The 16,701-nt window shown below is 71.1% G+C and carries 17 protein-coding genes; 8 read left to right on the plus strand and 9 right to left on the minus strand.

The window, feature by feature from the left end; translation table 11 throughout:
• The first annotated feature begins 160 nt into the window (after positions 1 to 160).
• The 4 genes from nhaA to ACWGN5_RS31140 all read left to right on the plus strand — a co-directional run bounded on the left by nhaA (position 161) and on the right by ACWGN5_RS31140 (position 3,396).
• On the plus strand, positions 161 to 1,591 hold the full coding sequence (nhaA, locus tag ACWGN5_RS31125; protein ID WP_453521344.1) for a Na+/H+ antiporter NhaA: 1,431 nt from the start codon (positions 161 to 163) through the stop codon (positions 1,589 to 1,591).
• A gap of 75 nt (positions 1,592 to 1,666) precedes the next feature.
• Complete coding sequence (locus ACWGN5_RS31130) at positions 1,667 to 2,152, plus strand: phage holin family protein (protein ID WP_453521347.1); 486 nt, start codon at positions 1,667 to 1,669, stop codon at positions 2,150 to 2,152.
• Positions 2,149 to 3,084, plus strand: coding sequence for an alpha/beta fold hydrolase (locus ACWGN5_RS31135; protein WP_453521349.1), 936 nt, complete (start codon positions 2,149 to 2,151; stop codon positions 3,082 to 3,084). The genes ACWGN5_RS31130 and ACWGN5_RS31135 overlap by 4 nt, the downstream gene beginning before the upstream one ends.
• Positions 3,085 to 3,204: 120 nt before the next feature.
• The gene (locus ACWGN5_RS31140; protein WP_453521351.1) at positions 3,205 to 3,396 is read left to right on the plus strand and encodes a hypothetical protein; all 192 of its coding nucleotides are present in this window, start codon (positions 3,205 to 3,207) and stop codon (positions 3,394 to 3,396) included.
• Between the two features lie 52 nt (positions 3,397 to 3,448).
• Here ACWGN5_RS31140 and ACWGN5_RS31145 read toward each other — a convergent pair whose 3' ends face one another.
• From ACWGN5_RS31145 to nth, 3 genes are all read right to left on the minus strand, one after another.
• A complete protein-coding gene (locus ACWGN5_RS31145; protein ID WP_453521353.1) occupies positions 3,449 to 4,648 on the minus strand; it encodes a MarP family serine protease in 1,200 nt (399 codons plus the stop codon).
• 79 nt (positions 4,649 to 4,727) lie between these two features.
• A complete protein-coding gene (locus ACWGN5_RS31150) occupies positions 4,728 to 5,432 on the minus strand; it encodes an NUDIX hydrolase (protein WP_453521356.1) in 705 nt (234 codons plus the stop codon).
• A 132-nt stretch (positions 5,433 to 5,564) separates the two neighbouring features.
• On the minus strand, positions 5,565 to 6,605 hold the full coding sequence (nth, locus tag ACWGN5_RS31155; protein WP_453521359.1) for an endonuclease III: 1,041 nt from the start codon (positions 6,603 to 6,605) through the stop codon (positions 5,565 to 5,567).
• Positions 6,606 to 6,859: 254 nt separating this feature from the next.
• Here nth and ACWGN5_RS31160 point away from each other — a divergent pair, with 254 nt between their 5' ends.
• Positions 6,860 to 7,534: a Crp/Fnr family transcriptional regulator gene (locus ACWGN5_RS31160; protein ID WP_015034542.1), complete on the plus strand. Its 675-nt coding sequence runs from the start codon at positions 6,860 to 6,862 to the stop codon at positions 7,532 to 7,534.
• 75 nt (positions 7,535 to 7,609) lie between these two features.
• Here the strand turns inward: ACWGN5_RS31160 and ACWGN5_RS31165 are convergent, their stop codons facing one another.
• The 5 genes from ACWGN5_RS31165 to ACWGN5_RS31185 all read right to left on the minus strand — a co-directional run bounded on the left by ACWGN5_RS31165 (position 7,610) and on the right by ACWGN5_RS31185 (position 11,038).
• Positions 7,610 to 8,494, minus strand: coding sequence for a prohibitin family protein (locus ACWGN5_RS31165; RefSeq protein WP_453521363.1), 885 nt, complete (start codon positions 8,492 to 8,494; stop codon positions 7,610 to 7,612).
• Between the two features lie 90 nt (positions 8,495 to 8,584).
• The gene (locus tag ACWGN5_RS31170) at positions 8,585 to 9,415 is read right to left on the minus strand and encodes an MBL fold metallo-hydrolase (RefSeq protein WP_453521365.1); all 831 of its coding nucleotides are present in this window, start codon (positions 9,413 to 9,415) and stop codon (positions 8,585 to 8,587) included.
• Positions 9,412 to 10,308: an NUDIX hydrolase gene (locus tag ACWGN5_RS31175; RefSeq protein WP_453521368.1), complete on the minus strand. Its 897-nt coding sequence runs from the start codon at positions 10,306 to 10,308 to the stop codon at positions 9,412 to 9,414. The genes ACWGN5_RS31170 and ACWGN5_RS31175 overlap by 4 nt, the downstream gene beginning before the upstream one ends.
• A 104-nt stretch (positions 10,309 to 10,412) precedes the next feature.
• A complete protein-coding gene (locus ACWGN5_RS31180) occupies positions 10,413 to 10,883 on the minus strand; it encodes a RidA family protein (RefSeq protein WP_453521371.1) in 471 nt (156 codons plus the stop codon).
• A complete protein-coding gene (locus ACWGN5_RS31185; protein WP_015034547.1) occupies positions 10,880 to 11,038 on the minus strand; it encodes a DUF4177 domain-containing protein in 159 nt (52 codons plus the stop codon). Before ACWGN5_RS31185 ends, ACWGN5_RS31180 begins: the two co-directional genes overlap by 4 nt.
• A 122-nt stretch (positions 11,039 to 11,160) precedes the next feature.
• On the opposite strand from ACWGN5_RS31185, the gene ACWGN5_RS31190 reads away from it, so the two are divergent.
• Positions 11,161 to 12,123: an ArsA family ATPase gene (locus tag ACWGN5_RS31190; RefSeq protein WP_453521373.1), complete on the plus strand. Its 963-nt coding sequence runs from the start codon at positions 11,161 to 11,163 to the stop codon at positions 12,121 to 12,123.
• Between the two features lie 122 nt (positions 12,124 to 12,245).
• A complete protein-coding gene (locus ACWGN5_RS31195) occupies positions 12,246 to 13,529 on the plus strand; it encodes an ArsA family ATPase (RefSeq protein ID WP_453521381.1) in 1,284 nt (427 codons plus the stop codon).
• A gap of 120 nt (positions 13,530 to 13,649) precedes the next feature.
• Here ACWGN5_RS31195 and ACWGN5_RS31200 read toward each other — a convergent pair whose 3' ends face one another.
• Positions 13,650 to 13,994, minus strand: a complete 345-nt coding sequence (locus ACWGN5_RS31200) for a WhiB family transcriptional regulator (protein ID WP_015034550.1) — start codon at positions 13,992 to 13,994, stop codon at positions 13,650 to 13,652.
• 416 nt (positions 13,995 to 14,410) lie between these two features.
• On the opposite strand from ACWGN5_RS31200, the gene ACWGN5_RS31205 reads away from it, so the two are divergent.
• Positions 14,411 to 16,654, plus strand: coding sequence for a transglycosylase domain-containing protein (locus tag ACWGN5_RS31205; protein WP_453521375.1), 2,244 nt, complete (start codon positions 14,411 to 14,413; stop codon positions 16,652 to 16,654).
• Positions 16,655 to 16,701: the final 47 nt, after the last annotated feature.

The raw sequence follows: 16,701 nt of genomic DNA on the forward strand, positions 1-16,701 counted from the left end.
CTCGGGGCGGGCGTTTCCCGTGCCCCACCCCGACGGGACGAACCGTACAAATCTCCCTAAAGTGAATCTCGCCGGACACAACTCGGGCTCGTTAGGTAAAGTAAGGATCGCGTCAGGAACGCGACAGAAAGACCTAGGTGAGCCGGGAAGTCTGGTCGGCATGTGCTTCGCCCTGCCTACCCGACGGAGGTCTCCCCCCGTGTCCGTGCCCACCGACCGCAAGTTCCTCGGCCGGCTCTCGCTGCCCGAGCGGCGGTACATCGCCGACGCCCTGCGCACCGAGACCGTCGGTGGCGTCCTGCTGCTCCTCGCCGCCGTCGCCGCCCTCGTCTGGGCGAACTCCCCGCTGAGCGCGAGCTACGAGACCGTCAGCGACTTCCACATAGGCCCCGCCGCCCTCGGCCTCGACCTCTCGATCCAGCACTGGGCCGCCGACGGCCTCCTCGCCATCTTCTTCTTCGTCGCCGGCATCGAGCTCAAGCGCGAGCTCGTCGCGGGCGAGCTGCGCGACCCCAAGGCCGCCGTCCTCCCCGTCGTCGCCGCGCTCTGCGGCATGGCGGCCCCCGCCCTCGTCTACACCCTGGTCAACGCCGTCGGCGACGGCTCGATGGCCGGCTGGGCCGTGCCCACCGCGACCGACATCGCCTTCGCGCTCGCCGTCCTCGCCGTCATCGGCACCTCGCTGCCCTCCGCGCTGCGCGCCTTCCTGCTCACCCTGGCCGTCGTCGACGACCTGTTCGCGATCCTGATCATCGCGATCTTCTTCACCAGCGACCTGAACTTCGCCGCGCTCGGCGGCGCCGTCGCCGGCCTCGCCGTCTTCTGGGTACTGCTCCGCAAGGGCGTCCGCGGCTGGTACGTGTACGTGCCGCTGGCCCTGGTCATCTGGGGCCTGATGTACAACAGCGGCGTCCACGCCACCATCGCCGGCGTCGCCATGGGCCTGATGCTCCGCTGCACCACCCGGGACGGCGAGCAGCACTCCCCCGGCGAGCACATCGAGCACCTGGTCCGGCCGGTCTCGGCCGGGCTCGCCGTGCCCCTCTTCGCGCTGTTCTCCGCCGGTGTCAGCGTCTCCGGCGGCGCGATCCACGACGTCTTCACCCAGCCGGTCACCCTCGGCGTGGTCCTCGGCCTCGTCGTCGGCAAGGCGATCGGCATCTTCGGCGGCACCTGGCTCGCCGCCCGCTTCACCCGTGCGGAGCTCAACCCGGACCTGGCCTGGCCCGACGTGTTCGCCGTCGCCACCCTCGCCGGGATCGGCTTCACCGTGTCGCTCCTCATCGGCGAACTCGCCTTCGCCGGGGACGCCGTCCTCACCGACGAGGTGAAGGCCGCCGTCCTGATCGGCTCGCTGATCGCGGCCGTCCTCGCCTCCGTCCTGCTGAAGCTGCGGGTCCGGAAGTACCAGATCCTGGTCTCCGACGAGGAGCGCGACGACGACGAGGACGGCATCCCCGACATCTACGAGCAGGACAACCCGGAGTACCACCTGCGGATGGCCGAGATCTACGAGAGGAAGGCCGCGGAACACCGGGAGCGCGCCCGACTGGCGGGGGCATCGCGCGACGGGGCCGACCGTCCGGCATGATCTGATGCGGACCGTAGAAGAGGACTCGCACCGTAGAAGAGGACCTCGGACCGCAGAAGAGAAGAGGGAGCAGCGATGAGCGACCCGTTCGACGGAACCGAGCGCAGCCTCGGCCAGCTGGTCGCCTCGGCGACCGCCGAGATGTCCGCGCTGGTGCACGACGAGATCGCCCTGGCCAAGGCCGAACTGCGGCAGGACGTGAAGCGCGGTGCGCTCGGCAGCATCATGGGAATCGGCGCCCTCGTGGTGCTGCTGTTCTCGCTGCCGATGCTGAGCTTCGCGCTCGCGTACGCCATCAACACCTGGACCGGCGGGCACAACGGGAACGGGGGCTGGAACCTCGTCTGGTGCTTCCTGCTGTCCTTCGCCTTCAACGTGCTGCTCGCGGTCCTCCTCGGGCTGATCGCCGTCGCCAAGTTCAAGAAGGTCAAGCCGCCGGAGAAGTCCATCGCCTCCGCCAAGCAGACGGCGGCCATCATGCAGAACGCGAAGCCGCACCCCCGTCCGGAGCAGCGTCCGGCCCTGGAGAAGGCCTCCGCTGTGGGACGCTCGTCCGTATGACCCTCCCCGACAGCAGCAGCGGCAACGGCGGGCCCGTACGGCTCGACGGGCCGTGGACCCACCGCGACGTGGCCGCCAACGGCGCCCGCTTCCACATCGCCGAGATGGGCGACGGCCCGCTGGTGCTGCTCCTGCACGGCTTCCCGCAGTTCTGGTGGACCTGGCGCCACCAGCTGCCCGCCCTGGCCGATGCCGGGTTCCGGGCGGTCGCGATGGACCTGCGCGGGGTGGGCGGCAGCGACCGCACGCCACGGGGTTACGACCCCGCCAACCTGGCCCTCGACATCACCGGCGTCGTCCGCTCGCTCGGCGAGCCGGACGCGGCGCTCGTCGGGCACGACCTGGGCGGCTACCTCGCCTGGACGGCCGCCGTGATGCGGCCGAAGCTGGTGCGCCGGCTCGTGGTCTCCTCGATGCCGCACCCGCGCCGCTGGCGCTCGGCGATGCTCTCCGACTTCGCCCAGTCGCGGGCCGGCTCGCGCATCTGGGGCTTCCAGCGGCCGTGGCTGCCGGAGCGTCAGCTCGTCGCGGACGACGGGGCGCTCGTGGGCGAGCTGATCCGGGACTGGTCGGGCCCGAAGCCGCTCGACGAGGAGGCCGTCGAGGTCTACCGGCGGGCGATGTGCGTCCCGTCGACGGCGCACTGCTCCATCGAGCCGTACCGCTGGATGGTGCGGTCCCTGGCCCGCCCGGACGGCATCCAGTTCAACCGGCGCATGAAGCGGCCGGTGCGGGTGCCGACGCTCCATCTGCACGGCTCCCTGGACCCGGTGATGCGGACCCGCAGCGCCGCGGGGTCCGGCGAGTACGTGGAGGCGCCGTACCGCTGGCGGCTCTTCGACGGCCTCGGGCACTTCCCGCACGAGGAGGACCCGGTGGCCTTCACCACGGAGCTCGTCAACTGGCTGAAGGACCCCGAGCCCGACCGCTGAGCCGCCGTCAGCTCCGTTCTGCGTACAGGCGTCCTTCGAACGGCCATGTGCCCCGCGCATACTCCAATTGGCGGGCCCCGGGGCGGTTACCGACCTTGGCCCCCGGGCAGACGTCGAGGTATGGGCTGGACGCACGACTACGGTGACACGACAGCACGCGACCGCCGCACGGCCACGGGGCCGGCCTCCCGCGAGAGGGGTGGCCCGCCGGACCAGGGCCCCGCGGCGCAAGGGGTGGGGATCTCGCGCATCCTGCGCCGCCGGGCCCGCTGGGTCTCGGCCCGGCTCCGGCATCCCAGAGACACCGCCTAGGCCGCGCGGGCCTGTCCGGCGGTGATCCGCCGGGCGGGCCCCGGGCCCGGAATCAGAGGGCGCAGGCCTGGGTGTCGACCTGCTGGTCGGCGGTCCGGCCGTGCTCGATGTCCTCACGGATCTCGTCGACCGTCAGGGCGTATCCGGTGTTCGCGTCGTCGAGGGAGCGGGCGAAGATCACGCCGTACACCTCGCCGTCCTCGGTGAGGAGCGGACCGCCGGAGTTGCCCTGGCGGACCGTCGCGTACAGCGAGTACACGTCCCTGCGCACCTCGTCGCGGTGGTAGATGTCGGGGCCCTTGGCGCTGATGCGGCCCCGCACGCGGGCGGAGCGCACGTCGTACGAGCCGTTCTCCGGGAATCCGGCGACGATCGCGTCGTCGCCGCTGCGGGCGTCCTCGTCGGTGAAGGCCAGCGGGGTCGCCTTCAGGTCCGGGACGTCCAGGACGGCGATGTCACGCTGCCAGTCGTAGAGGACGACCTTGGCGTCGTAGAGCTTGCCCTCGCCGCCTATCTGGACGGTCGGCTCGTCGACGCCGCCGACGACATGGGCGTTGGTCATGATCCGGCGGTCGGCGAAGACGAATCCGGTGCCTTCGAGGACCTTGCCGCAGCTCTGCGCGGTGCCGACGACCTTCACGATGGAGCGCTGCGCGCGGGCGGCGACCGGGCTGCCGGCGAGCGCCGGGTCGGGCGGGGCGACCCGGGTGATCGGCTCGTTCGCGAAGGGGCTGAAGACCTGCGGGAAGCCGCTGCGGGCCAGGGTGGAGCTGAAGTCGTCGAACCAGCCGGAGGCCTGATCCGGCATCACCTGCTCGACGCCGAGCAGCACCTTGGAGTTCCGCACCTCCTTGCCCAGGGTGGGCAGCGAGGTACGGGCGAGGGCGGAGCCGATCAGCCACGCCACGAGCAGCATCGCGACGACGTTGACGAGGGCGCCGCCGGTGGCGTCGAGCGCGCGGGCCGGCGACCAGGTGATGTGGCGGCGCAGCTTGTTGCCCAGGTGGGTGGTGAAGGCCTGTCCGACGGAGGCGCAGACGATGACCACCATCACGAAGACGACGGTGGCGGTGGTCGATACCTCGCTGTTGTCGGTCAGCTGGTCCCAGAGGATCGGGAGCAGCAGAACGGCGACGAGACCGCCGCCGAGGAAGCCGATCACCGAGAGGATGCCGACCACGAATCCCTGGCGGTAACCGATGATCGCGAACCACACGGCGGCGAGCAGCAACAAGATGTCCAGCACGTTCACCGTCAATAGCCTCGCAGATTCGTTTCCGGTCGCGCGGGGCCGGTCGGCCCGAAGGCCGGCCCGCCCGGAGGTCAGCCTGTCATGAGCGCCAGTCGAGCGGGACCTGCTTGGACCGGTCCCAGGGGCGCTCCCAGTCGGCGTAGTGGAGCAGCCGGTCGATGACGCCGGCCGTAAAACCCCAGACCAGGGCGGACGCGACGAGGAACCCGGGGCCCTGGTGGCCGCTCGGGTGGACGGCGGTCGCGCGGTTGGCGGGGTCCGTGAGATCCGCCACGGGGACGGTGAAGACGCGGGCGGTCTCGCCGGGGTCGACGACGCCGACCGGGCTCGGCTCGCGCCACCAGCCGAGGACGGGGGTGACGACGAAGCCGCTGACCGGGATGTAGAGCCGGGGCAGGACACCGAAGAGCTGGACGCCCCGCGGGTCGAGGCCGGTCTCCTCGCGGGCCTCGCGCAGGGCGGCGCGCAGCAGCCCGCCGTCCTCGGGGTCGCCGTCCTCGGGGTCGAGGGCGCCGCCGGGGAAGGAGAGCTGTCCGGCGTGCGAGCGGAGGCTGCCGGAGCGCTCCATGAGCAGCAGCTCGGGTCCGCGCTCGCCCTCGCCGAAGAGGACGAGGACCGCGGACTGGCGGCCGGCGCCGCTCTCGGGCGGCAGGAAGCGGCTCAGCTGCTCGGGCCGGACCGTGCGGGCGACCCGGTCGACGGGCCCGAGCCAGTCGGGCAGTCCGTCCCGGCTGAGCAGGCCGGCCGTGCCGGGTCCGTGGATCTCTTCGTCAGTGCGCGTCATTGGCACCCCCGTGATTCACAACGCGATCGGTGGACGGGTTCGTTCCCGGCGGTCCCGCCGCCGCGGGCTCCGCCGGGCAGGCCGCGGCGCCGCGGGCTCCCGCGGGCGGGTTCACGCGCCGCGCGGCCGGGCTCAAGCGTCGCCGCCCAGCGGGGGCGCCGGGCGGCCCGGGTAGCCGGCCGGCGGGTTGAGCCGCTGGCCGGGGAGGCCGCCCATCTCGTACTTGAGCAGCTTCCGGGCCTTCTCGGGGTCGGTCTCGCCCTCTCCGTACGAGGGGCAGAGGTGGGTGATCGGGCAGGCGCCGCAGGCGGGCTTGCGGGCATGGCAGATCCGGCGGCCGTGGAAGATCACCCGGTGCGAGAGCATCGTCCACTCGCTCTTCGGGAAGATCGTCGCGACCTCGGCCTCGATCTTCACCGGGTCGTCGGACTCGGTCCACCGCCAGCGGCGGGCGAGGCGCATGAAGTGGGTGTCGACGGTGATGCCGGGGACCCCGAAGGCGTTGCCGAGGACGACGAAGGCGGTCTTGCGGCCGACGCCGGGGAGCTTGACGAGATCCTCCAGGCGGCCGGGGACCTCGCCGCCGAAGTCGTCCCTGAGGGCGGTGGCGAGGCCCATGATCGACTTGGTCTTGGCGCGGAAGAAGCCGGTCGGCCGGATCAGCTCCTCGACCTCCTCGGGCACGGCCGCGGCGAGGTCCTCGGGCGTCGGGTACTTCGCGAAGAGGGCGGGGGTGGTCTGGTTGACCCGCAGGTCGGTGGTCTGGGCCGAGAGGACCGTGGCGACGAGCAGCTCGAAGGGGTTGCGGAAGTCGAGCTCCGGATGGGCGTACGGGTAGACCTCGGCGAGCTCGCGATTGATCCGGCGCGCCCGGCGCACCATCGCGAGCCGCGACTCGGGCTTGGCGCCGGCGGCGGGCTTCGCGGACTTCACGGCGGCGGCGGGCTTCGCGGCGGCCGGCTTGGCGGGCTTCACGGCGGCGGGCTTCACGGCGGCCGGCTTGGCGGGCTTCGCGGCGGTGGCCGACTTCGCGGGCTTCACGGACGTCACGGCGGCGGCCGACTTAGCGGACTTCACGGACTTCACGGTCGCAGCAGCCTCGGTGGCCTCGGCGGGCTTCACGGGCTTCCCTTTTGCACCTTTTGCCCGTTTCGACACGCCGCGTTCGCCCACAGCGGAATTACCTTCGGCCGACACTCTTTCAGCCCCCTTGGCCTGCGCTCTCACCGGCGAGTTGGACACCCGGCCAGCCTAGGCGCCGCCGCCGACATCCGCCCCGGGCGTGGCCGATCGGAGCCCAATCGGGCCCCTGACGTACGGACGGGCGGCTCGGTACGTCAAACTTGTTGTGATTGATCGCACTGTTTTGTGCGTCCGGCATCATGGGACCCAGGTCCTTTGAGCAGGTCGACAGTAGGAGAGAACTCGTGGACGACGTTCTGCGGCGCGCCCCGCTCTTCGCGGCGCTCGATGACGAGCAGGCTGCCGAGCTGCGCGCCTCGATGAGTGAGGCGACGCTCGCCCGTGGCGACGCGCTCTTCCACGAGGGCGACCCCGGCGACCGCCTGTACGTGGTGACCGAGGGCAAGGTGAAGCTGCACCGCACCTCCCCCGACGGCCGCGAGAACATGCTGGCCGTCCTCGGCCCCGGCGAGCTCATCGGCGAGCTGTCCCTCTTCGACCCGGGCCCGCGCACCGCCACCGCGACCGCGCTGACCGAGGTCAAGCTGCTCGGCCTGGGCCACGGCGACCTCCAGCCCTGGCTGAACGCCCGCCCCGAGGTGGCCACCGCGCTGCTCCGCGCCGTCGCCCGCCGGCTGCGCAAGACCAACGACCAGATGTCCGACCTGGTCTTCTCCGACGTCCCGGGCCGTGTCGCCCGCGCGCTCCTCGACCTGTCCCGCCGCTTCGGCGTGCAGTCGGAGGAGGGCATCCACGTCGTCCACGACCTCACCCAGGAGGAGCTGGCCCAGCTGGTCGGCGCCTCCCGCGAGACGGTCAACAAGGCGCTCGCCGACTTCGCCCAGCGCGGCTGGCTGCGCCTGGAGGCCCGCGCCGTGATCCTGCTGGACGTGGAGCGCCTCGCGAAGCGCTCGCGCTGAGCACCACCGCACGCGTACACGGAAAGGCCGCCCCGGTCCGACGACCGGGGCGGCCTTCCGCGTCCTACGGGACGGTCAGCGCTTCGAGCCGTCCACGATCACCGGGGCGGAGCCGCCGCTCCCGCAGGGCACCGCGTAGACCGGGTTCTTCGCCGCGGCCTCCTTGTACGCGTCGATGCACTGGTTCATCAGGACCTTGTCCGTCAGCGAGTCGTTGAGGATCTTGTTGGCGCGGGCGATGCCCTCCGCCTCGATGCGGCGCCGGTCGGCCTCGGCCTTGGCGGTACGGGAGGCCTCGGTGGCCCGCTCCGTGGCCTGCTGCTGCTGGATCTTGCGGTCGATCTGGCCCTGGAGGGCGTCCGAGGGCTTCACGTTCCGCAGGTTGACCGTGGTCACGTTGATGCCGCGCGGGGCCAGGCGCTCCTTGATCAGGGCGTTGATCTCGGCGCTGATCCCCTCGCGGTCGGAGGCGTACCCCTGCTCGCTGGTGTGGCGGGCGAAGACGTTGCGGACGATCTCACGGCTGTCCGGGTAGACCAGCCGCTGCTGGATGGCGTCCTCGCTGCCCGCGAGCTTGTACAGCTCGACGGCCTTGGCCTGGTCGACGGACCACTTCACCGTGACCTCGGCGTACATGACGCCGCCCTGCGAGGAGCGGACCTCGACCACGTCCTTGTCGGAGAGGTTGAGGTCGACCGGGCGGGTGGAGAAGGTCGTGACGTCGGTGAACGGCGACTTCACGTGCATGCCCGAGGTCATCGGCGAGCCGACCTTGCCGAAGGCGACCGGTACACCGACCTCGTACGCGCTGATCACGTACGTCATGCTCGCGACCAGCGAGAAGAGGCCGGCCAGGAGCGCGCCGAGGGCGCCGAACTTCAGGCCCTTGGAGTCGTTGGAGCGGCCGACGAGAAAGAGCACCACTGCGGCTATGACCAGCAGGATGGCGATGACGAACACGGGCTTCCCCCCGAGAGCTACGGCCAGATGTAAGCGGAGCGTAAGACACGGGGGGAGGGCCCGTCGGTTCCGGGTCCCTTCAGCGGACGCTCAGACCAGGCCGCGCTCCCTCAGGTACTCCAGCTGCGCCCGCACCGAGAGCTCGGCCGCCGGCCACAGGGAGCGGTCCACGTCCGCGTACACATGGGCGACGACCTCCGCCGCCGTCCGGTGCCCGGCCTCGACCGCCGTCTCGACCTGGGCGAGCCGGTTCGCCCGGTGCGCCAGGTAGAACTCCACGGCCCCCTGCGCGTCCTCCAGGACCGGCCCGTGCCCCGGCAGAACCGTGTGCACCCCGTCGTCGACGGTCAGCGAGCGCAGCCGCCGCAGCGAGTCCAGGTAGTCCCCGAGCCGCCCGTCCGGGTGCGCGACCATCGTCGTCCCGCGCCCCAGGATCGTGTCGCCCGTCAGCACCGCCCGGTCCGCCGGCAGGTGGAAGGAGAGCGAGTCCGAGGTGTGCCCGGGCGTCGGGACGACCCGCAGCTCCAGGCCGCCGACCGTCACCACGTCCCCCGCGCCCAGCCCCTCGTCGCCCAGACGCAGCGCCGGATCAAGGGCCCGCACGGCCGTCCCGGTCAGCTCCGCGAAGCGGCCCGCACCCTCCGCGTGGTCCGGGTGGCCGTGGGTCAGCAGGGTCAGCGCGACCCGCTTGCCGAGCTTCTCCGCGGTGTCGATCACATGGCGCAGATGGGCCTCGTCGAGCGGCCCCGGGTCGACGACGACGGCGAGGCCGGAGCCCGGCTCGGAGAGCAGCCAGGTGTTGGTGCCGTCGAGCGTCATCGCGGACGGGTTGGGCGCCAGGACGTTCACCGCGCGGTCGGTCGCGGGACCGGAGACCACGAGGCCGCGCGGCTGGCCGGGCAGGGCGGCGGCGTCGCTCATCGCTCACCCCCGACAGAGATGATCTTGGTGAACTCCTCGTGCCCCGGCCAGCTGAGGACCAGCTCGTCGCCCTCCAGGCGCGCCTGCGCGAGCACCGGGGCCATGTTCTGCTCCGCCGCCGCGACCAGCGCCTCGGCGGCCGTCCCGTACGGCTCCAGGGTGCGCAGGGTCGAGATCGTCGGCGGCATCATCGTCAGCTCGCCCCGGTCGTAGCCGGCCGCGGCGTCCGCCGGGCGGATCCACACCGTGCGGTCCGCCTCCCCGGAGACGTCCCGGGTGCGCTGGCCGGCCGGGAGGGCCGCCACGAAGAACCAGGTGTCGTACCGCCGCTGCTCGAACTCCGGGGTGATCCAGCGGGCCCACGCGCCGAGCAGGTCCGAGCGCAGGACGAGGCCGCGCCGGTCCAGGAAGTCGGCGAAGGACAGCTCCCGGGCGACGAGCGCCTCCCGGTCCCGCTCCCAGTCCTCGCCGGTCGTGTCGCCGACGACGCCGTCCTCGGTCTCCCCGGCGAGCAGGACGCCCGCCTCCTCGAACGTCTCGCGCACGGCGGCGCAGACCACGGCCTGGGCCTGGGCCGGGTCGTCGAGGCCGAGCCGGGCCGCCCACGTCTCCAGGGAGGGGCCCGCCCAGCGCACCGGCTGCTCGTCGCGCGGGTCGACACCGCCGCCCGGGTAGGCGTACGCGCCGCCCGCGAAGGCCATCGAGGTGCGGCGGCGCAGCATGTGGACGTCGGGCCCGGTCGCCCCGTCCCGCAGCAGCAGGACGGTGGCGGCGCGCCGGGGCGTCACCGGGGTGAGCTCACCGGCGGCGAGGGCGCGGATGCGCTCGGGCCACTCCGGCGGGTACCACTGGCCGTTCGACTGCTTCGTCTGCTTCGGCTGACCATTCGACATGGCCGGATGCTATGCGCAAGCATCGGAATGCACGAGAGCCGGTTTCCCCTGGCTGTGGAAAACCGGCTCTGCGGATGCCTTCGGTGTTACGGATGCCTTCGGTGTCAGGCCTCGACGAGCTCGACCTGGACCTCGACCTCGACCGGCGCGTCGAGCGGCAGCACGGTGACGCCGACGGCGCTGCGGGCGTGCACGCCCTTCTCGCCGAGGATCTCGCCGAGCAGCTCGCTGGCGCCGTTGATGACGGCGGGCTGACCGGTGAAGTCGGCGGCGGAGGCGACGAAGCCGACGACCTTCACGACGCGCTTGATGCGGTCGAGGTCACCGGCGACCGACTTCACGGCCGCGAGGGCGTTGAGCGCGCAGGTGGCGGCGAGCTGCTTGGCCTCCTCGGGCGTGACCTCGGCGCCGACCTTGCCGGTCACCGGAAGCTTGCCGGCCACCATCGGGAGCTGGCCCGAGGTGTAGACGTACACGCCGGACTGCACGGCCGGCTGGTAGGACGCGATCGGCGGCACGACCTCGGGCAGGGTCAGGCCGAGTTCGGCGATCCGCGCCTCGACGGCCCCGCTCACGACTTGGCCCGCTTCAGGTAGGCCACGAGCTGCTCGGGGTTGTTCGGCCCGGGCACGACCTGGACGAGCTCCCAGCCGTCCTCGCCCCAGGTGTCCAGAATCTGCTTGGTCGCGTGCACCAGAAGCGGCACCGTGACGTACTCCCACTTGGTCATGGGCCCGACTGTATCCGCTGCCGCGGGGCTCCTCTCCGAGGCGGCCCCCAGAGGCCCCCTAGGGGACTTCTCCGGGGCGGCCTCCTGATTGCGCGCGGCCGCCAGTGGTTAGGCTCGACTGCGTGAGCAGGCTCCAGGTCGTCAGCGGCAAGGGCGGTACCGGTAAGACGACGGTCGCCGCCGCCCTCGCCCTCGCCCTCGCGACGGAGGGGAAGCGGACCCTCCTCGTCGAGGTCGAAGGCAGACAGGGCATCGCACAGCTCTTCGAGGCGGAAGCCCTTCCGTACGAGGAGCGCAAGATCGCCGTCGCGCCGGGCGGCGGCGAGGTGTACGCGCTGGCGATCGACGCCGAGCGCGCGCTCCTCGACTACCTCCAGATGTTCTACAAGCTGGGCAGTGCGGGGCGGGCCCTGAAGAAGCTCGGCGCGATCGACTTCGCGACGACGATAGCGCCGGGCGTGCGGGACGTGCTGCTGACCGGCAAGGCGTGCGAGGCGGTGCGGCGGCGGGAGAAGGACGGGCGTCCCGTCTACGACCACGTGGTCATGGACGCGCCGCCCACCGGCCGCATCACCCGCTTCCTCAACGTGAACGACGAGGTGGCGGGCTTGGCCAGGATCGGCCCGATACACAACCAGGCGCAGGCCGTCATGCGGGTCCTCAAGTCCCCCGAGACGGCGGTGCATCTGGTGACCCTCCTGGAGGAGATGCCGGTCCAGGAGACCGCCGACGGCATCGCCGAGCTCAGAGCCGCCGAACTGCCGGTGGGCAGGGTCGTGGTGAACATGGTCCGCCCGCACGTCCTGGACGAGGCGGCGGTACGGGCCGCCTCCGGCGACCACCGGGACGCGATCGCGCGGACCCTGGCGTCCGTGGGCGTCACGGGCGGCACGCGCCTGGTCGAGCCGCTCCTCGACCAGGCGGCCGAGCACGCGCGGCGGGTGGAGCTGGAGCGGGCGCAGCGCGCGGTCCTGGACGGCGTCGGCGTCCCCTCGTACGAACTGCCCTTCCTCGGGGACGGGGCGGACATCGCCGGGCTCTACCGGCTGGCGAAGGAACTGCGGAGGCAAGGGGTGGGCGCGTGACGGAGAAAGCAGGCGCCGAGCCGGAGGCCGGGGAGACGGAGGCGGGAGCGGCCGGTGCCGCTGGATCCGGCGCGACCGGTGTCGCCGAGGCCGACTCCGAGCCCGGGCTCGACCGGGTCCCCGTGCTGGAGCTCGACCCGCTGATCGACGACCGGGGGACCCGGATCATCGTCTGCTGTGGCGCGGGCGGGGTCGGCAAGACGACCACGGCGGCGGCGCTCGGTGTGCGGGCGGCGGAGCGCGGCCGGCGGGTGGTCGTGCTCACGATCGACCCGGCGCGCCGGCTCGCCCAGTCCATGGGCATCGACTCCCTCGACAACACGCCCCGGAAGGTCGACGGGATCAAGGGCTCCGACGGCGGCGAACTACACGCGATGATGCTGGACATGAAGCGGACCTTCGACGAGATCGTCGAGGCGCACGCGGATCCCGAGCGGGCGCGGGCGATCCTGGAGAACCCCTTCTACCAGTCCCTGTCGGCCGGGTTCGCCGGTACGCAGGAGTACATGGCGATGGAGAAGCTGGGGCAGCTCCGGGCCCGCGACGAGTGGGACCTGATCGTCGTCGACACCCCGCCGTCCCGGTCCGCGCTGGACTTCCTGGACGCGCCGAAGCGGCTCGGGTCGTTCCTCGACGGGAAGTTCATCAAGCTGCTCATGGCCCCGGCGAAGGTGGGCGGCCGGGCCGGGATGAAGTTCCTCAACGTCGGCATGTCGATGATGACGGGGACCCTGGGCAAGCTGCTCGGGGGTCAGTTCCTCAAGGACGTGCAGACGTTCGTGGCGGCGATGGACACGATGTTCGGCGGTTTTCGGACCCGCGCGGACGCCACGTACAAGCTGCTCCAGGCCCCGGGGACGGCCTTCCTCGTGGTCGCGACGCCGGAGCGGGACGCGCTGCGCGAGGCCGCGTACTTCGTGGAGCGGCTGGCGGCCGAGGAGATGCCGCTCGCGGGCCTCGTCCTCAACCGTGTCCACGGCAGCGGCGCCGCCCGGCTGTCGGCCGAGCGGGCGCGGGCGGCCGCGGAAAATCTTGACGAGGGGCGCATTGTGGATCAGGGGGGCGGGAAGGCTGGACTGCGTGGCTCCCCGGCCACCGAGCCCGAACCCGAGCACGAGCCGAACGATCTCGCCACCGCCGCCGCACATCCCGTACCCGAGGCTGCCCCCACAGCCGATCCGGCACAGGAATCAGACGTACGTCATCTCACCGCGGGACTTCTGCGCCTGCATGCCGAGCGCATGCGGGTGCTCGCGCGTGAGCAGCGCACGCGCGACCGCTTCACCGCGCTCCACCCAGAGGTGGCGGTGGCCGAAGTGGCCGCCCTGCCCGGCGATGTGCACGACCTCGCCGGGCTGCGGGCCATCGGTGACCGGCTCACGGCGGGGCGGACGCCCTCGGCCTGAGCCGTCTCGCGTACTCACGGACTCACGTCCTCGCGTACGAGTACCCGTATCCGTACTCGTACCCGTGTCGCGTCACCCGTGTCGTACGAGTCGTCGTACGGATCGCCGTACGGGTCGGGGCTAGCCGACCGCTGCGTACGCCTCGTACGTCGCGTCGTCCTCGATCGCCACGGGCAGCAGGCCCGCTCCCCGCTCGTACTCGGTGCGCGCGGTCTCCAGGAGCCGGCGCCACGAGGTGACGGTCGGCCTCCGGCGCAGCAGTGCACGGCGCTCGCGCTCCGTCATGCCGCCCCACACACCGAACTCCACGCGGTTGTCGAGGGCGTCGGCGAGGCACTCGGTCCGCACCGGGCATCCGGTGCACACCGCCTTTGCCCTGTTCTGCGCCGCTCCCTGCACGAAAAGTTCATCCGGATCGGTAGTGCGGCAGGCCGCCTGCGCACTCCAGTCAGCTACCCAGCCCATACCGGCGCCGTCCTCTCCCGAATCGAGGCTCCCCCACGGCGGCAGCGGCATATTCACCGCTGCCAGTTGGGACGTTACGGAAGGCAGGCACAGCGCAACACCCCCTTCGGGCCCAATCTTGAATGGTCCGAACGGACTATGCGTGCGCGTCAGATCACCCAGGGGAGTGATCGAAGGACATGCGTGTCATAGCGGACATACCCCGCGGATATGCCCTTCTTCGGCGGGGCCACTTGGGGCACCGTGTGACGCATGAGCCGGAATCGGACACGAGCTTCCCGTGTTTCGGGGTCACGGGAATTCATACCGATGTCACGCACGGGTCTTGATGCGAGACCACACTGCTGTGACAGTTGGGAGCAGCTTAGGCCAAGGCATATACGTGTGTCCGGCGAATGAGAACGTAGGCTGCCCCCATGGCAAAGAAGCGCTCGGGCGGTGGTCTGACCGGGACCCAGCAGGCCGCCAAGTTCCTCGGTGTCAGTGTGCTCGCCGGAGCCGTGCTGGCGGGCATCGCCCTGCCCGCGGCCGGTGCACTCGGGCTGGCCGCGAAGGGGACGGTGGAGGGGTTCGACGAGATCCCGTCCAACCTGAAGACCCCACCGCTGAGTCAGCGCACCACGATCCTGGACGCCGAGGGCGGTCTCATCGCCACGGTGTACTCGCGGGACCGGAAGGTCGTGCCGATCGACAAGATCTCCCCGTACATGCAGAAGGCGATCGTCGCGATCGAGGACGGCCGGTTCTACGAGCACGGGGCGATCGACCTCAAGGGCGTGCTGCGTGCCATCAACCGGAACGCGCAGTCGGGCGGGGTCGCGCAGGGCGCGTCCACGCTGACCCAGCAGTACGTGAAGAACGTCTTCGTCGAGGAGGCCGGTGACGACCCCGAGAAGGTCGCGCAGGCCACCCAGCAGACCATCGGCCGCAAGGTCCGCGAGCTGAAGTTCGCGATCCAGGTCGAGGAGGAGCTGGGCAAGAAGAAGATCCTGGAGAACTACCTCAACATCACGTTCTTCGGGCAGCAGGCGTACGGCATCGAGGCCGCCTCCCAGCGGTACTTCTCCAAGCACGCCGCCGACCTGGACCTGGGCGAGGCGGCGATGATGGCCGGTCTCGTCCAGTCGCCGAGCCGCTACGACCCGATCAACGACATCCAGGAAGCGACCAAGCGCCGCAACACGGTCCTCCAGCGGATGGCCGACGTGAAGGACATCAGCCAGGCCGAGGCGGACGCCGCCAAGGCCAAGCCGATCAAGCTGAAGGTGAAGACGCCGAAGAACGGCTGCATCACCGCCGTCAGCGGCGCCGGCTTCTTCTGCGACTACGTCCGCAAGACGATCCTCAACGACCCGACCTTCGGCAAGACGGCCGAGGAGCGGACGAAGCTGTGGAACCTGGGTGGCCTCACCATCAGGACCACGCTCGACCCGCGCGCGCAGGCCGCCGCCAACGAGGCCGCGATCGCGAAGGTCAACAAGGACGACCCGGTCGCCGCCTCCGTGGTGCAGGTCCAGCCCAAGACCGGCCGCATCCTGTCGATGGGCCAGTCCCGCCCGTACGGCCTGGACCAGAAGCAGCACCAGACGACGCTCAACCTCGCCGTCGGCAGCAAGATGGGCGGCACGACGTACGGCTTCCAGGTCGGCTCGACCTTCAAGCCGATCACGGCCGCCGCGGCGCTCGAGAAGGGCATCAGCCCGGCGACGAGCTTCAACGACCCGGCGCAGATCAACATCTCCGAGAGCGACTACACCCGCTGCGACGGCAAGCCCGCGGGCTACGCGAACTGGGAGGTGAACAATGAGATGAAGTCGGAGAAGGGCGTCTTCGACATGACCAGCGCCCTCGGCAAGTCCATCAACACCTACTTCGCCAAGCTGGAGCAGATGGCCGGCCTCTGCGAGACGCTGACGATGGCGAAGAACGTCGGCTACGAGCGCGAGCTGGGCAAGCCCATCAAGCAGAGCCCCTCCGTCACCCTCGGCAGTATCGAGAGCACCCCGCTCGACATGGCGTCCGTCTACGCGACCTTCGCCAACCGCGGCATCTACTGCACCCCGATCGCCATCGAGTCGATCAAGGCCGCCAACGGCGACAAGCTGAACGTGCCGCAGACCAAGTGCACGCGCGCCATGACCGACCGGACCGCCGACACCATCAACCAGATGCTGAAGGGCGTCGTCGAGGACGGCACCGGTACGCGGGCCGGTCTCAGCGACCGTGACAACGCGGGCAAGACGGGTACGACCAACGACCGCAAGGACGCCTGGTTCGTCGGCTACACCCCGAACCTGTCCACCGCCGTCTGGGTCGGTGACGACGTCGGCGAGAAGAAGTCGATGTACGACATCACCATCGGCGGCGAGTACTACGACAAGGTCTGTGGTGGCTGCCTCCCCGGCCCGATCTGGAAGATCGCGATGACGGGCGCCCTGGACGCCGGCCAGACCCCGAGCTTCGTCCCGGTCTCCGTGCCGCGGGCCGAGAAGCCCAAGGACCCGGAGAAGGAGGGCGACGAGGGCCCGAACAAGCCCCGTAAGCCCGGCGACGGCAAGCCCGGCGGCACCGACACGACGAGCCCGATCCCCGGGATCACCTTCCCGACGGACCTGCTCGGCGGCGGGGACGGGCGCGGCGGCCGCAAGCCCACCCGCTGACGCACGAGTGACACGAGAGAGGGCGCCCCACCTGACCGGTGGGGCGC

It is taken from the genome of Streptomyces sp. NPDC055815 (genome assembly GCF_053616475.1).

What these genes read in the sequence shown, in the direction of transcription:
- ACWGN5_RS31205 (WP_453521375.1), top strand. Translation starts at nt 14,411, where the DNA reads ATGGCAAAGAAGCGCTCGGGCGGTGGTCTGACCGGGACCCAGCAGGCC.
- ACWGN5_RS31135 (WP_453521349.1), top strand. Translation starts at nt 2,149, where the DNA reads ATGACCCTCCCCGACAGCAGCAGCGGCAACGGCGGGCCCGTACGGCTC.
- ACWGN5_RS31130 (WP_453521347.1), top strand. Translation starts at nt 1,667, where the DNA reads ATGAGCGACCCGTTCGACGGAACCGAGCGCAGCCTCGGCCAGCTGGTC.
- nhaA (WP_453521344.1), top strand. Translation starts at nt 161, where the DNA reads ATGTGCTTCGCCCTGCCTACCCGACGGAGGTCTCCCCCCGTGTCCGTG.
- ACWGN5_RS31170 (WP_453521365.1), bottom strand. Translation starts at nt 9,415, where the DNA reads ATGAGCGACGCCGCCGCCCTGCCCGGCCAGCCGCGCGGCCTCGTGGTC.
- ACWGN5_RS31175 (WP_453521368.1), bottom strand. Translation starts at nt 10,308, where the DNA reads ATGTCGAATGGTCAGCCGAAGCAGACGAAGCAGTCGAACGGCCAGTGG.
- ACWGN5_RS31140 (WP_453521351.1), top strand. Translation starts at nt 3,205, where the DNA reads ATGGGCTGGACGCACGACTACGGTGACACGACAGCACGCGACCGCCGC.
- ACWGN5_RS31200 (WP_015034550.1), bottom strand. Translation starts at nt 13,994, where the DNA reads ATGGGCTGGGTAGCTGACTGGAGTGCGCAGGCGGCCTGCCGCACTACC.
- ACWGN5_RS31185 (WP_015034547.1), bottom strand. Translation starts at nt 11,038, where the DNA reads ATGACCAAGTGGGAGTACGTCACGGTGCCGCTTCTGGTGCACGCGACC.
- ACWGN5_RS31150 (WP_453521356.1), bottom strand. Translation starts at nt 5,432, where the DNA reads ATGACGCGCACTGACGAAGAGATCCACGGACCCGGCACGGCCGGCCTG.